The 13,954-nt window shown below is 64.0% G+C and carries 13 protein-coding genes; 4 read left to right on the top strand and 9 right to left on the bottom strand.

The window, feature by feature from the left end; genetic code table 11:
* Positions 1-44: 44 nt before the first annotated feature.
* Genes SINAC_RS03660 through SINAC_RS03650 form a run of 3 tightly spaced genes read right to left on the bottom strand, consistent with a single transcriptional unit; the run spans position 45 to position 4,401 of the window.
* Positions 45-1,028, bottom strand: coding sequence for a diguanylate cyclase (locus tag SINAC_RS03660; RefSeq protein WP_015244345.1), 984 nt, complete (start codon positions 1,026-1,028; stop codon positions 45-47).
* Positions 1,025-3,784 (bottom strand): hybrid sensor histidine kinase/response regulator, encoded by a 2,760-nt coding sequence (locus SINAC_RS03655; RefSeq protein WP_015244344.1) that lies wholly within the window; start codon positions 3,782-3,784, stop codon positions 1,025-1,027. Before SINAC_RS03655 ends, SINAC_RS03660 begins: the two co-directional genes overlap by 4 nt.
* Positions 3,781-4,401 carry a hypothetical protein gene (locus SINAC_RS03650; RefSeq protein ID WP_015244343.1) on the bottom strand — a complete coding sequence of 207 codons (621 nt, stop codon included), beginning with the start codon at positions 4,399-4,401 and terminating at the stop codon, positions 3,781-3,783. The genes SINAC_RS03655 and SINAC_RS03650 overlap by 4 nt, the downstream gene beginning before the upstream one ends.
* A 236-nt stretch (positions 4,402-4,637) precedes the next feature.
* Between SINAC_RS03650 and SINAC_RS03645 the strand changes: the two genes are divergently transcribed.
* The 3 genes from SINAC_RS03645 to SINAC_RS03635 all read left to right on the top strand — a co-directional run bounded on the left by SINAC_RS03645 (position 4,638) and on the right by SINAC_RS03635 (position 8,975).
* Positions 4,638-5,537, top strand: coding sequence for a hypothetical protein (locus SINAC_RS03645; protein WP_015244342.1), 900 nt, complete (start codon positions 4,638-4,640; stop codon positions 5,535-5,537).
* Between the two features lie 646 nt (positions 5,538-6,183).
* Positions 6,184-7,740 carry a glucose-6-phosphate dehydrogenase gene (gene zwf / locus SINAC_RS03640; protein WP_015244341.1) on the top strand — a complete coding sequence of 519 codons (1,557 nt, stop codon included), beginning with the start codon at positions 6,184-6,186 and terminating at the stop codon, positions 7,738-7,740.
* 92 nt (positions 7,741-7,832) lie between these two features.
* Positions 7,833-8,975 carry a glucose-6-phosphate dehydrogenase assembly protein OpcA gene (locus SINAC_RS03635; protein WP_015244340.1) on the top strand — a complete coding sequence of 381 codons (1,143 nt, stop codon included), beginning with the start codon at positions 7,833-7,835 and terminating at the stop codon, positions 8,973-8,975.
* 33 nt (positions 8,976-9,008) lie between these two features.
* Here SINAC_RS03635 and SINAC_RS03630 read toward each other — a convergent pair whose 3' ends face one another.
* Complete coding sequence (locus tag SINAC_RS03630) at positions 9,009-9,560, bottom strand: hypothetical protein (protein WP_015244339.1); 552 nt, start codon at positions 9,558-9,560, stop codon at positions 9,009-9,011.
* A 129-nt stretch (positions 9,561-9,689) separates the two neighbouring features.
* On the opposite strand from SINAC_RS03630, the gene SINAC_RS03625 reads away from it, so the two are divergent.
* Entirely contained in the window at positions 9,690-10,199 is a 510-nt protein-coding gene (locus tag SINAC_RS03625; protein WP_015244338.1) for an acyl-CoA thioesterase, read from the top strand.
* Between the two features lie 24 nt (positions 10,200-10,223).
* Here SINAC_RS03625 and SINAC_RS03620 read toward each other — a convergent pair whose 3' ends face one another.
* From SINAC_RS03620 to SINAC_RS03595, 5 genes are all read right to left on the bottom strand, one after another.
* Positions 10,224-10,538, bottom strand: coding sequence for a twin-arginine translocase TatA/TatE family subunit (locus tag SINAC_RS03620; protein ID WP_015244337.1), 315 nt, complete (start codon positions 10,536-10,538; stop codon positions 10,224-10,226).
* 109 nt (positions 10,539-10,647) lie between these two features.
* Entirely contained in the window at positions 10,648-10,866 is a 219-nt protein-coding gene (locus tag SINAC_RS03615; RefSeq protein ID WP_015244336.1) for a Sec-independent protein translocase subunit TatA/TatB, read from the bottom strand.
* A 59-nt stretch (positions 10,867-10,925) separates the two neighbouring features.
* Positions 10,926-11,210, bottom strand: a complete 285-nt coding sequence (locus SINAC_RS03610; protein ID WP_244884925.1) for a hypothetical protein — start codon at positions 11,208-11,210, stop codon at positions 10,926-10,928.
* Between the two features lie 308 nt (positions 11,211-11,518).
* Positions 11,519-12,838 carry a sulfatase-like hydrolase/transferase gene (locus tag SINAC_RS03605; protein ID WP_015244334.1) on the bottom strand — a complete coding sequence of 440 codons (1,320 nt, stop codon included), beginning with the start codon at positions 12,836-12,838 and terminating at the stop codon, positions 11,519-11,521.
* Positions 12,839-13,155: 317 nt separating this feature from the next.
* On the bottom strand, positions 13,156-13,827 hold the full coding sequence (locus SINAC_RS03595; RefSeq protein ID WP_015244332.1) for an iron transporter: 672 nt from the start codon (positions 13,825-13,827) through the stop codon (positions 13,156-13,158).
* Positions 13,828-13,954 lie beyond the last annotated feature (127 nt).

Raw genomic sequence — 13,954 nt, 5'->3', positions numbered from 1 at the left:
GTCGAGCGGCACAGCCCCAAGGGGTCATCGAGCAAACGACCGAATCAAACGATTGCGGCCGTGCGACGTGGCCCGGGGGTGTGATCCGGATCCAGGTCGAGATGATGGGTGACGCGGTTACGCCCCATCGACTTCGAACGGTAGAGCGCTTTGTCGGCTTCCTCGATGAGTTGCGCCGCGTCCGGAACCGGGAAACGAGTCGTCGCGATCCCGAGGCTTGCCGACACCGGCCGGCGTACCCAGTGGTGAGTCTCGATGGCGACTCTGAGCCGCTCGGCGATCATCCGGGCGCCGTTCTCGTCGGTCTCCGGCAGCAGAACGGCGAACTCCTCACCGCCGAAGCGGGCGACCTTATCATGGGCGCGCGTGGTAGACCGGAGCGTCTCGGCCACAATCCGAAGCGCCTCGTCGCCCGCCTGATGACCGAAGCTATCATTGAATGTTTTGAAGTGATCGACGTCCACCAAGATCAGCGACAGAAGTTTATCATGGCGTTCCGCGGCAGCCAGAGCAGACCGAAGCGTCTCATCAAAGTAGCTCCGGTTGTTCAGGCCAGTCAGACCGTCCGTGGCGGCCCGCTCAACCAGCAGTTCATTCTGCCGCTCGAGCACGGCATGGAGCTCGGCGAGTTGGATCGCATGCGAATGCAGCTGTCTTTGCATCGTCAAGATCCGCCGGGCGACGTTCAGCCGGGCGACGAGTTCGGTCGAATCAAACGGCTTGGTCAGAAAATCGTCAGCCCCGGCCTCCAGCCCGGCAAGACGGTCGTCACGGCTATCGCGTGAAGTCAGCATGATGACGTAGGTATAGAGGGCGTCGGGGCGGGCCCGGACCAACCGGCACAATTCGAGCCCGTCCATCTCAGGCATCATCCAGTCGGAGATGAGCAACTCCACCTTGCCGTTGCGAATTCGGTCCCAGGCGTCCGCTCCATTGAGAACGACCTCCACCTCGAAACTCAGCTTCTCAAGCGCCCTGCAAAGTTTCAGGGAGGAGACCCGGTCGTCCTCGGCAACCAGGATTCTCATGGCATTGTCCTTTGCCCGTTCCGGGAAGAGAGATCCGAGTCCACAGCGGGACAGCCGGCCGTGTCCCCATCCACGGCAACGAGGGTGGCGAGCGCGCCAAGCAAATCGTCGAGTTGGCCCTCAAGATGCCTGACGATCGGGCCGTGCCCGATCAGATCGCCACCCCGCCCCAGCGCTTCAAGTCGAACGGCGGCCTCGAAGGCACCCCGTGCCCCGAAATTGGACACGGCCCCCTTCAGCGCATGCGCCGCACGATAGAGTCGCTCCGGACTGCCGGCTTCGACGGCCTCATGCACGGCCGCCTTCAGACGCGGGCAGTCTTCCAGGAAAATCAGGGCAAGTTCGCGAAGCAAGGCTTGATCACCTTCGACATCGGCAAGGGCGTCCGCGAGATTGAAGGCGGATTCTCGCCCCGTCTCCACCTCGGGTGCGACGAGCGGCGCCCCCTCGGTGGCCGGGAACTCGGCCTGAGTCATGACCTCCTCGATGGCACCCGCAAGATCTCGGGAACGCATCGGCTTCGAGACGTAGCCGTCACACCCCGCCGCAAGGCATCGCTCGCGATCCCCGCGCATCGCATGAGCCGTCATGGCGATCACCGGCATGTGCCCTCCCTCCCTCGCCTCATGCTCGCGGAGGAGGCTCGTCGCTTCCAAACCATCGAGATTGGGCATCTGGAGATCCATCAGCACAAGGTCAAATCCTCCCTTCTCGAGTCTGTTGAGGGCTTGCCGACCATCCCCCACGACGACCGAGTCGTGACCCAGCTTCGCCAGCAAGCGGATCGCCAAAGTCTGGTTGACCGGGTTGTCCTCGGCGACCAAAACGCGAAGCCGGCGCGGAGCAGGCGATGAGGCTATTCCAGAGGAGTCGAGCGCGGCAGCGGCTTTGGAAGACGGGGTATCCGACAGGATGTCCACGATCGCCTTCAAAAGATCCGACTGCTTGGCCGGCTTCGTCAGGTAGGCCACGCCGAACTCACGACACCGTTCCGCATCCCCTTGCAGGCCTGCCGAGGAAAGCATGATGATCGGCAAGGCGGCCATATCGCGATCGCTCCGGCACCGCGCCAGGAGTGTGAACCCATCCATCGCCGGCATCATCGCATCGAAAAAAGCCAGGCGGAACGGGTCGCCGACGGCAGCCGCATGACGCAACTGGTGCAGGGCACCGTAGCCATCCTCGCAGGTTGTCGGCCGCATGCCCCATTGGATCGTCAGGTCGCGGAGGATGCGGCGGTTCGTCGCATTATCGTCAACGATCAGGACGGGCAGGTCGTGGAGATCCACCCCCAGCGCGGCGCCCGTGGTGGGGGCGGGGGCAACACCAAGTCCGAACCGGGCGGTGAACGAGAAGGTACTTCCCTCGCCGATGCGACTCTCCAGTGAGATCTCGCCCCCCATCATCTCGACCAGTCGGCAAGAGATCGACAGGCCCAGGCCGGTGCCGCCAAACTTGCGGGTCATCGATCCATCGGCCTGCTCGAAGGGCGCGAAGATCGCCTTGTGACGGTGGGCCGGGATACCGATTCCGGTATCGAGGACCTCGATCCGGAGACCGACCTCCTTGCCGTCACACCAAGCCTGCCCGACCGTCACGACGACCTCGCCCCGGTCGGTGAACTTGATGGCGTTGCCGACAAGATTGACCACAATCTGGCGGAGCCGGCCGCCATCGCCGATCAGGGCGTCGGGCACGTTGTGCGCGATGTCGAACGCGAGTTCCAGGCCCTTCTGGTGCGCCCGCATCGCGAGCGGACGGAGCGCGTCGCCCAGGCAATCCCTCAGGTCGAATGGGCAGCGGTCCAGTTCGAGCTTACCCGCCTCGATCTTGGAGAAGTCGAGAATGTCGTTGATCACCGTCAGCAGCGAGTCGGCCGACGAGGCGACCACCTCAAGATACTCTTGCTGCTCGGTCGAGAGCGCAGTGTCAAGAACCAATTCGGTCATACCGATGATCCCGTTCATCGGGGTGCGGATCTCGTGGCTCACGTTGGCGAGGAATTCACTCTTGGCCCGACTGGCCGCCTCGGCCGCCTCCTTGGCGTAGACAAGTTCCGCGGTTCGATCGGCCACCCGCTTCTCAAGCTCCGTGGCACGCGCCTGCCCCGCAGCCTCAATGCGCACTCGAGCCGCTTCGAGCTCAGCCTGCCGGACTGCGGCCCCCCTCAGATCGCGAATTCCCTCCAGACAGAAGCAGATGAGGAAAATGTCCTCGAAAATGACCCAACTCGCGTGCTCAAGCCACCGCCAAGTCCCCGGCGCGTTGGTGCCAAAGGTCGACCGGGGCCAAAAGAGGCCGCCCAGATAATGGTCGATCGCCACGACGGCCGAAGCCGTGATGAGTACCCGCCAATCCCGGTAAAACGCGAGGAAAGCGAGCGAACCGAAGATATGGAAGTGAGTCTCGATCCGACCCCCGGTCAGGTGGATCAGCAGGACTCCCATGAGCATCTGCCCAACCGCGATCACATGCCGCGTGATCACCCGGCCGGGCAACATTGACGCCAGGGCGATCGGGAAGCTTGCGATCGCTCCCCCCAAGAGGATGGCGGCCCAGACGTGAAAGTGGACCCCGCTCGTTGTCCCCGCCCAGGTGCGTGGCGAGATCAGTAAGGCGATGCAGATCGCCGCGATCCATTGGAAAGCGATCAACCCCGCAAACAGCCGGTCGACGCGACCGGCCATCCTCGTCACCTCGTCGGTGAACGTCGCACTCGCCTGGTGTGCCACATCATCGTGCGCAGCAATGCTCATTTTTCTCGTTCTTCCGGAGAGTCGGAGAGATTTCGGAGCGAGCAGCCGAACACGGGAGCCGTCGCCTGGGCGGTCGACCCGCTCAAGTGGGCAATCACCGCCTCGAGCCCAAGATTGTCGCCGGTGCGCCCTCGCGCGGCGGTGATACCACCGGCAAAGAGCAGCCGCCGCTGCCGATCGTACAAAAGGACCGATCCCGACGTCTCGGCGTTGAAGCGGGCCGCTTCCTCCCCACCTGAATCCTGAAGCACCTCGACCCCTGGAATCGCAGCGGCACGCCGATGAAGGTCCTCCGGTCCCCAGCGCCCTCGCGCTGTGCGTGGTTGGTAGAACAACACGTGGATCGCCAAAGGAACTTGAGACCGGTCGATGAGCTGCGAAAGTTCTTCAAAGCTGGCCCGCGTGCAGGGGCAGCGGGGATGGGCCACGACGACGAGATTCGCCCGACCGGGATCGAATCGGAGCCGGCTTCCGGCCGGCCAAATGCGATCGGCCTCCACAGTCGGGCCGGGGGTCAGCTCATAGGAATGTACGGCCAGAAGTCCCGCGCCAGTCGCCACGACCCAGGCCAATCCGCCCAGGAAGAGACCGGCCCGCAAGGTCTTCGGGCGTAACATTGGACTCCACCCTCTTCGTCGAAGATGTCCATCGATAACGACTCCGCGCAAATCAAGTTCTAGAATAGGGTTCGTGGCCACTGGTAAGCAAGTCGTCACGAAATTCTCACACTCCCAACTCTCTGACCGGATCGACTTTCCAGGCAGGCGGCTTGCGGAACATCCGAGGCTTCTCAAGCTGGCCCCCGGCTCACTGCATCATCCGTAACGAGGAAGAACAAACGAGGACGCGATCAATGCATCAGATAATCTTTTTACTTTGTGGATTGTCAGCCACGGGAGCCCCTCCCGAGCGGCCGACCGGGAACGCCGTGATCCGGGCGCAGGCGGGTCCTTCGGAGATCGTAATCACCACCACCGAACGGCTGGCCGGCGCGATCCACTCGGTCCGCTGGAACGGCAAAGAGTTCATCGACAGCTTCGATCACGGGCGGCAGCTTCAGTCGGCGGCGAACTTCGACTGCGGAGAGCGGTTCTTCCCCGAGGTCTTCAACCCGACCGAGGCGGGATCGAATGCCGACGGGGCGGGCGAAAAGTCGTCGAGCCGGCTCTTGAAGCTGGCCGTGGACGGCCCGGAGTTGCGGACCACGACGCAAATGGCGTTCTGGCTGACCCCTGGTGAAAAGTCCGAGGGCCACCTGGCAAAGAACGACCGAATCTTGTCGGACCACCTGGTTTCCAAGCGAGTCCGCCTCGGCCATGGGGGTAACCCCCACGTGATCGAGTATGAGGTGGCGTTTGTCATTCCCGAAGGCGAGCGGCACAACTACGCCCAGTTCGAGGCTGTGACCGGCTATATGCCGGCCGAATTCAGTCGCTTCTTGAAATACGACGAGCCCACGGAGCGTTTGCTCCCTCTCGACGACGGCCCCGGCGAACAGGCATCACCCGTGATCCTCACCACCCCGAGCGGCTCGCACGCGATGGGTGTCTATTCGCCCGACCCCTCGCCGGGTTACGGCCGGTTCCGCTTCGAGGCGGCGAAGGTCACCAAGTGGAACTGCGTCTTCCGGGTCAATGACCCCAAGGGAGTCAAGCCGGGCGAGTATCGCTACCGCACGTTCGTCGCCGTCGGCACGCTCGCCGATGTCCAACGTTCCCTCGGCAACCTCCGCCAGGAATTCCAGAAGCCCTGAGTCTCATAAGCTCCTGAGGAAAAAAGAGGGGGCCCAGGCTCTGTTTGTGAAAGGACGCAAGAGGGAGGGGATGCGGCGGCTGCAAATGCTTGCCCCCTTGCTTGACCAGTGCCCCCTCCAAGGCTGATACTCAATCCATCAGGTAGCCGGTGCTCGGTTGAGGGTAAGATCCTCGACATGCGCGGTTCGACTCCGCGGCCTGGTATCCGAACCCGACAGGCCCTCACTTCTCCTTAACTTTCCGTGAAAGATGATGCGACAACCGGAGTCGGGGTGGACAGCATCGCGAGGCTTCGCAGCTCAGACCAACCTCCACCACTCTGCATCCCGGCCTCATGCTCAGGCCAGCATATTTCCCAATCAGCAACAATCGAACAGCCGCCAAAACAGCACGTCTCGCCATGTCAGAAAGAAAAGGGGAGAGGGCTCTCACATTGGTACGAGGGGGGGGATTCGCTCCCCTCTCATCGCCGCGCCACGGGCGACTGAGATCGAGCCGGGAGGGGTCACGAGGCCCAGCAGACCCGGACGCTGGATCTCTTGATCGCGAGGGGTCGGGGCACGTACACTCTTCGGGATCGACTTGAGTCGGATTGGGCCCGCCGATGCGGTCCCTTTTCCTCCTTTTTCTCGCGGGAGCCTGCGGATGACGGAATCGATCGGCACGGTCGACGCCAACCCGTTGCGGCAGAACTTGCCAAGGGCACGGGTCCCTGACCCCTGCGCCGTGGTCCTGTTCGGCGCGACCGGCGACCTGACGCATCGCAAGCTCGTGCCGGCGCTCTACCACCTGGCGCGGGGAGGCAACCTCCCGTCCGAGTGCGCAATCGTCGGCGTGGCCCGGAGAGACTGGACCGACGAACAGTTCCGTGGGGAGCTGGAAAAGAGCCTCTCCAAAAACGGCGACCCGGACTTTGCCGAGTTCTGGCCGCAGTTCGCCACCCGGCTCGCCTTTGTCTCGGGCACGTTTGACGACCCGACGGCCTACACCCGGCTCAAAGAGCGGCTGGATCAGCTCGACGTCTCGCACGGAACTCGTGGCAACCGGCTCTACTACCTGGCGGTCGCCCCCGAGTTCTTTTCGACGATCATCGAGCATCTCGGCCATGCCGGCCTCGTCTATCCGAGCCGCCAGGAAGCTCCCTGGAGCCGCGTGGTCATCGAGAAGCCGTTCGGCCACGACCTGGCCAGTGCCCGCGAACTGAACCGCGACATCACCAGCGTCCTCGACGAGAGCCAGGTCTACCGGATCGATCACTACCTCGGTAAAGAGACGGTTCAGAACATCCTGGCCCTCCGGTTCGGCAACGCAATCTTCGAGCCGATCTGGAACCGGCGGTACGTCGAGTCGGTGCAGATCACGGTCTCCGAAGAGCTCGGCATGGCCGGAGGGCGGGGGGGCTACTACGATAACTCGGGCGCGCTCCGCGACATGGTCCAGAACCACCTGATGCAGTTGCTCTGCCTGGTGGCGATGGAAGCCCCGGTGGATCTCTCGGCCGACGCGGTGCGGAACGAGCGCGTCAAGGTGCTCGAGGCGCTGCCGCACTGGACGCCCGAGGACGTGGCCAAGAACGTGGTCCGGGGCCAGTACGTCGCCGGCTCGATCGAAGGGAAGGAAGTCCCCGGCTACCACGACGAGAAGGGGGTCAAACCCGACTCGCAGACCGAGACCTACGTCGCCCTGCGGACGACCCTGAACAACTGGCGCTGGGCGGGCGTGCCGTTCTACCTGCGGACCGGCAAGCGACTCCCCAAGCGAGCCTCGGAGATCGCGATCCAGTTCCGCCAGCCGCCGACGACCTTGTTCGAGGTGGATAGCGAAGAGGCAGGGGGGGCGGCGAACCTGCTCGTCCTGCGGATCCAGCCGAATGAAGGGGCCAGCCTCGCCTTCCAGGCCAAGGTGCCCGCCTCGAGACGCAGGCTGCAAGAGGTCCGGATGGACTTCCGCTATGGCACGGCGTTCGCGGTTCCGCCGCCCGAGGCCTACGAGCGGCTCTTGCTCGACGTCATGCTCGGCGACCCGACCCTCTACACCCGGACCGACGCCGTCGAGAGTGCCTGGCGGTTCTGCGACGCAATCCTCGACGCCTGGGCTCGCCCCGATGCCCCCCCGCCGGCCCCTTACGTTGCCGGTAGCTGGGGCCCCGAGGCAGCCGACGCCCTCATGGCGGGCGAGCAATCCCGCTGGCGCAGGCTCTGAGTTTCGCTGGGAACAACAGAACCGACCCCCTTTTCTCAACGTGTCGGGACCGGACGTCGAACGATCCAAAAGGACCTCAAAGGGCGAACCCGATGGCTGAGACATCGTCCGACGCATTCCTGAACGGCGAAGGGGTCCCCGTTGACCTCCACAACATCGAGACCGAGCTCCTCCGGCTCTGGGGCCCCTCCGCAGAGCGTGCGGGGGGCCCGGACCTGGAGAGCCCGCACGTCACCCGGGTCGTCCTGGCGAACCTGGTCGTCGAGGGGCGGGAGGCCAATTCACCCGGCCTCAAGCAAGTGCTCGACGAAGTGACCTCGCAGTATCCCTGCCGGACGATCGTGCTCCGGAGAACCGAAGACCCAGACCGGACGATCGCCGCCGAGGTCTCAGCACTCTGCTACATCCCCGCGCCCGGGCTCCCGCAAGTCTGTAGCGAGCGGATCGTCCTCCGTGGCGGTTCGCAGGCGACCGACCTCCTGCCGGGGGCGGTCCGCCCCTTGCTCGAAGCCGACCTTCCCTTCATCCTCTGGTGGACCGACGACCCGAGGCTCGACGAGCCCTTGTTCCGGAACCTGGCCGACGAGTGCTCGCGCCTGATTCTCGACCTGCCCGACCCGGGCACCGACCTCGCCGCCATCCGGCTCGGGCTCGACCCGAAAATCAACGCCTACAGCCGCGACGCCGTCTGGTTCGGACTCACCCGCTGGCGCGAACTCGTCGCCCAGTTCTTCGACCTATCCTGCCATCACGAAGCGTTGAAGCGGATCGACTCGGTCCGGATCGAGGCGCTGGCGCCGACGGGCGAGGTTCCCCCTCGCCTGGCCGTCTGGCTCGCGGCCTGGCTCGCGGGTCAACTCGGCTGGAAACCGCTGGGGGCCCCCGAGCACTCCCCCGGCCTCCTTCGCGCCCGGTTCCAAGGCCCTGTGGGCGAGGTTCCCGTCGAGATCGTCACCGAGGTGGATTCGGCCGCTCCGCTCGCCCGGCTCCTCGCGACGACCCTCACCACTCAAGGTTCCGACGGCCCCGAGAGCTTCCGTCTCGAGCGGCCCTCGCCCCAGTCGGCCGAGGTCCACATCAAGATCAACTCCTCCGCCTACTGCAACCTGCCGCGGATCGTCCGGTCCCCCGAGCTCGACCCCGCGCGTCGCGTGGCCGCCGCCCTCCAGGCCTCACGCTCGGACCCGACGTTCGACCACGCCCGCCCGCATTTCTTCTGGCTGATGGAAGGGTAATCTCTCTCCCAAGCCCCTATCCCGTCGTGCCCACTACAATTCCATGAGGGGCACGAACCGGCGAAAGTGTTCGGTCAAGGCGTCGGCCAGGAGGAGCGGCTCGGGGAAAAGCTGATCGTCGCTCGAGGCGAGGGCGAACGCGATAGCCTCTTGGCCCAGGTTGATCCGGATAACGCCGAACGGAACCGCACGGGTGCGACCGAGGGAGCCGAGGACCTGGCTGAGGATCGCGTCGTCCTCGGGGCCAATCGGCTCAGGGGTCAGGACGACGATGGTGAGGCCGATCACAAGGCCGCGCGGCCCCTGCTTCTGCCAAGGAGGGAAGCGGCCGTTGACGGCCATCGCCAGCCGGGTCAGGAAGCGGCGGTAATCGGCCACCGAGAGGCCGATATCGATCGGTTGGCGGACCACCGCCACCACGCTCAAGGCGCGGCCGAGCCAGGGGATCCAGTGGAGCCGGACCGGGCGACGGTAATAGCGGAGGACGTCCAGGGGAGGCTCGCGATAGTCCTCCCCGTCCTCGGCGATCGAGCCCGCTGGCCGTAAGAGCGGGTCGATGATCGCGAAGAAGTCGTCCTCGATCATCGGGTCGGGCATCCCTCAAAAGGCTGGCCAAGGCGCAAGCCGTTGGCGTAGGATCAGGCGTCGCGCCACAAGCAAAAAAATCTCATTCGGCCGCCGCGCTCGACGTCGACGGAACCAAGAGGGACACACGTGGATGCCGCAAAACGGGCCGCAGACTCACGCGTCAGCCTGGCGATCATCACCGACCCGGGCCAGGCAAACTCCTTCGGCACGCTCCACGGAGGGGTCATGCTCCGCCTCGCCGACGAGTGTGGCGCCGTCGCGGCACTCCGACACGCGAGCGGGGGTCGGATCACCACAGCCGCGATCGATTCGATGACGTTCCTCGGCCCTGTCTACGTCGGTGAGCGGGTCGAACTGGCGGCCGAAATCACCTACGTGGGCCGGTCGTCACTGGAGGCACGGATCGAAATCTTCGCCGAGCCGCTCGACCGAGCCCAGCGGAGGATGGTCGCCCTGGGCTACGGCCTCTACGTCGCGCTCGACGACGAGGGGCATCCCCGGCCGGTCCCTCCGCTGCTCCTGGAAACCGCGTCGGACCATCGCACCGCTCTGGCTGCGAAAGCCCGGCAAGCGGTCCGCCTGGCCCGCCGCGCCGAGGCGGCCGCGACCGAAGAAAGTGAGAGCGAGAGTCCTTGACCTGCCGCGGAAGCGTCGAATCCATCAGTCCTGCGCAGGCTGGGGCTCGTAGCTCATCTCCATCTGCGGGATCGGGGGGACGGTCGGAGGCTCGAACTTGGGCACCGACGTCTCGATGGAGTCGACCGGCCGAGCCCGTTCCTCGGCCCGCCGGCTCGGAGTGTGCGAAGAGATCGTGGATGAAAAGTCGAGTTCATCCTCGAGTCCACGCAGCCCCTTCTTGAACTCGACGATTCCCTTGCCCAGGGAGCGGCCGACCTCGGGCAGTCGTTTACCGAACAGGAGCACGGCGACTGCCATCACGATGATCATTTCCATCGGGCCAAGGTTGGGCAACATGCGATCGGATCTCCACGGAGAGGAGAGGGTTCAAAAATTCGGTTCGGTTCAGATCAATTCGATTTAATCCCGGTCGCGAATTTGCAGAGAACGCAAGCTCGGTCCGTGATCAAACCTCGGGCGGCGGCACGGGCTTCTTGGTGTCGGCCGTGACAGCCTGATCGAGGTCATCCTCAATCCCCGCGACCCCCTTCTTGAACTCGACCACGCTCTTGCCGAGCGACCGCATCACGCTGGGCAGGCGATTGCCAAACATCAGCAGCATCACACCGCCGACGATGGCGATTTCCATCGGGCCCAGGCTTCCGATAAAAGCGAACGGCATCATTGGTCTCACTCCTTCATATTCAGATCAAAAGAGAGGCGAAGGCATGGTGCCAGTGTCAGTCAGTGTGAAACCCCGGACCCGCTGACGATGATTGTCCGCGTCACGATCCAAGCGGCCAGGGCCGCCGCGGCAAGGATCGTGAAGAACCAGAACATGCGATCCCCGCCGAGCCCGAACCGCGCCGCGGGCCTTGAAGGGGGAGCCGTCGCGGTCCCCGGAGCCCGTCGCGCGGGCGTCAGCCAAGGTAAGATCGCCCGGGCCTGACGCGTCTGCAACACGCCCGACCGGCCGTACAAGGCAAGCACAGCCATGACGATCAGGGCGATCGAACGAGGTCCCAGCATGGCCCAGATCATCCCCAGCCCGATCATGATCCCAAGACTCCGAACCGGAACGCACGGCAAGACGACCGCCCCGCAACGCGTGCGGGCGTCTCTTCCATAATACCGCGAGGCACGCCGAAGGGCGCTCGCGAATCCATTCGAAAGTCTGAAACATCACGGTGGGATGATTTCGGTGGGGGGAGCCGACAGATCGGCGCCAACCGAGGCCAAAGCGTCTCGACAGGGACGACGCGGGGTAGGATGGACATCATTCATCGTACCGCCGCCGCCCTCTGTGTCAATCCCCTTCCCATTCCCAAAGGAGGCGATCAGGGCGTCTTCAGAGGAGAACCAGGGGCGACATTCGCAACCTCCCGTTGCCAGCCACGGAGCAGCGTCGAGAGCCGTTCGAGCTCCGGGGCATGGCTCGGATCGCCGGCCAGGTTGGTCAATTCGTCGGGGTCAACACTGAGGTCGAACAACTGGATCTGATTGGCCTGCGGATACCAGATCAGCTTCCACCGTTCGTCCCTCGCCGCCCGCTGCACATCGCGGTAGGCAAGGAAGAGGGCGTCTCGGACCCTTGCCTGCTCTCCCCGGATCACGGGAACGAGACTCTGACCATCGAGCCCGGCTGGCAGAGGAACCCCAGTCAGACCACAGAGGGTCGGGAACAGGTCGTACAAGTAGACCAGGGCGGCGGACCGGCCCTTCGGGATCCCTGGTCCGGCCAAGATGAGCGGAGGCTTCACATGCTCATACAGGTTCTGCTTGCCCATCAGGCCATGCCGCCCCCCCACCGCCAAGCCCTGGTCGCTGGTGAAGACGACCACCGTGTTGTCCCACCGGCCCGCCGTTTTAAGGGCCTCGACCACCCGCCCGACCTGGTGGTCGAGTTCGGTGACGCAGGCGTAATACTCCGCCAGGTGCCGCCGCATCTCCTCGGGCGTCCGGGGAAAGGGGGCCAGTAACTCGTCGCGAACAGCCAGTTCGCCGTTGTCGAACGGGTGACGCGGCATGAAGTTTTTCGAGAGACGGAGCTTGGCCGGGTTGTACTTCGCCTGGGTCTCCGCTGGGGCCGTTCGCGGGTCGTGCGGCATCGAGGGGGCCAGATAAACGAACAAAGGCTGGTCCGCCTGCTGGGTTCCGACCCATTCGATCGCCGCATCAGCGCACTTCCGGCTGGTGGATGCCCCGGAATGTGGGATCGCAACCACCTTCGCAAATTGGTCATGCCCCACCCGGAACGAGTTCCCGGGCTTGCTCACACAGAGGGTGGCGTACCCGTGAGCGGCGAACGTCCCCCCAAGCGTGGGGCCGTCGTACGACCGAGCGTTCGGTGATGGAATCCGGAACAACGACTTGCCGGTCAAAAGCATGGTCCGGCTCGGTGCGCAGACCGCCGGGATCATGCTCCCCTGGCAGTAAGCGTTGCTGAAGACAAACCCACGATCGACCAGCGCGTCCTGAACCGGGGTCTCGATCTCCGGATTCCCGAGCGCCCGGATCGTGTCACCCCGCTGGTCATCGGTCAGAACCAACAAAACGTTCGGCCGAGTCGGCGGGCCAGCAGCGACAGCTATCCGCCCCTGAACCGCAATCAAGGTCGTGAGGGTCAAGGCAAAGCCGACGATTCGTGGGACAATCATGCAAGGGGTCCTCAAAATCGTCACCTACCCCATTCCTCGGGGCGGTGGCAAACGGAAGCCTACCCAACAAAGAAAGAGAAAGACACGGGTTGGACCGTCCCCACAAGGCTCTTGCTCAGGTCCACTGTCTCCGGATCCTTCGCAACCCCAACGATTCTTGACACCAGAAACGCAATATTATGAAAATTGTTCGATATATTTACGCTTTGCAGCCCCGAAGGAGCGGTCGTCAGAGCAAGCCCTTGGCTCATGACGACCGCCCCTCCGGGGCTACAAAAAACCGACTCTCGAATTCTCAGATAATCAAGTAACCCGACTCAGCCTTCAGTCTTCGGGGCCGTTGCATCGGCCTTGGAATTGGCTTGGGGAAGCCCTTCATAATCCCAGTCGAAGGAGGCCTGAAACGGCTGCCACCAAGCGGCGACGCCCGTAGCGGCGTCGGAGTGGCGGCCCAGGCCGCCGGACGAGGGGGGATTGATCTCGAAAACGAGCTTGTACTCTCCCGGCTTGGGCATTATGAGACTTGCACCATAGTGAAGGCCGTCGCTCGCGACCATGGGCATGAGATCCCCTTGATGAACAGGTTCGCCCCCCTTGGCGGGAAGGACCTTGTAACTGATCTTCATGTAAGGGACGAACTCATCCTTGGCGAAGCCGTTGCGGTTGCCCTCGGTGGCGTGGATGTCGGCTTCCAGGTGGATCATCTCAGCGCCAGACGGGTCGACCATTCCGTCCATCTGAATCGAGGGGAGCCAGACGGCCGCGACCCGCATCTCGTTCTTCTCGATCGGCTCACCGATCGGATATTCGCGGAAGCCGACGGGCTTGGCTGATCCAGGGACGGGATCGGCCGGGGACGCAGCCGAAGAAGCGGAGGAGTCCGACTTCGGGGTCGATACCCCCTTCAAGTCGAGGTTGAACACCACGACCAGGACCACACCACCGAGAATCAGAGCCGTAACCAGTGGACCCGCCCAGCGCTTGAGCACGAAGAGCCTCCTTATTTTTCCTGCCGAGAGAGCCAAAGGTGGCCCACGAAGGCCGACCCTACGGGAATGGCCAGTCCCACTGAGCTCGTGGAAGGGCGTGAGAAAAGAGAAGCCCCGTGGGTCTCTC

The sequence above is a fragment of the Singulisphaera acidiphila DSM 18658 genome (assembly GCF_000242455.2).
Taxonomy (GTDB): Bacteria; Planctomycetota; Planctomycetia; order Isosphaerales; family Isosphaeraceae; genus Singulisphaera; species Singulisphaera acidiphila.
This window is presented reverse-complemented; position numbering and strand designations above follow the sequence as displayed.

Bases quoted from the DNA above. Each gene is read 5' to 3' on its own strand.
- SINAC_RS03660 (WP_015244345.1), bottom strand. From the start codon at position 1,028: ATGAGAATCCTGGTTGCCGAGGACGACCGGGTCTCCTCCCTGAAACTT.
- SINAC_RS03655 (WP_015244344.1), bottom strand. From the start codon at position 3,784: ATGAGCATTGCTGCGCACGATGATGTGGCACACCAGGCGAGTGCGACG.
- SINAC_RS03650 (WP_015244343.1), bottom strand. From the start codon at position 4,401: ATGTTACGCCCGAAGACCTTGCGGGCCGGTCTCTTCCTGGGCGGATTG.
- SINAC_RS03645 (WP_015244342.1), top strand. From the start codon at position 4,638: ATGCATCAGATAATCTTTTTACTTTGTGGATTGTCAGCCACGGGAGCC.
- zwf (WP_015244341.1), top strand. From the start codon at position 6,184: ATGACGGAATCGATCGGCACGGTCGACGCCAACCCGTTGCGGCAGAAC.
- SINAC_RS03635 (WP_015244340.1), top strand. From the start codon at position 7,833: ATGGCTGAGACATCGTCCGACGCATTCCTGAACGGCGAAGGGGTCCCC.
- SINAC_RS03630 (WP_015244339.1), bottom strand. From the start codon at position 9,560: ATGATCGAGGACGACTTCTTCGCGATCATCGACCCGCTCTTACGGCCA.
- SINAC_RS03620 (WP_015244337.1), bottom strand. From the start codon at position 10,538: ATGTTGCCCAACCTTGGCCCGATGGAAATGATCATCGTGATGGCAGTC.
- SINAC_RS03615 (WP_015244336.1), bottom strand. From the start codon at position 10,866: ATGATGCCGTTCGCTTTTATCGGAAGCCTGGGCCCGATGGAAATCGCC.
- SINAC_RS03610 (WP_244884925.1), bottom strand. From the start codon at position 11,210: ATGCTGGGACCTCGTTCGATCGCCCTGATCGTCATGGCTGTGCTTGCC.
- SINAC_RS03605 (WP_015244334.1), bottom strand. From the start codon at position 12,838: ATGATTGTCCCACGAATCGTCGGCTTTGCCTTGACCCTCACGACCTTG.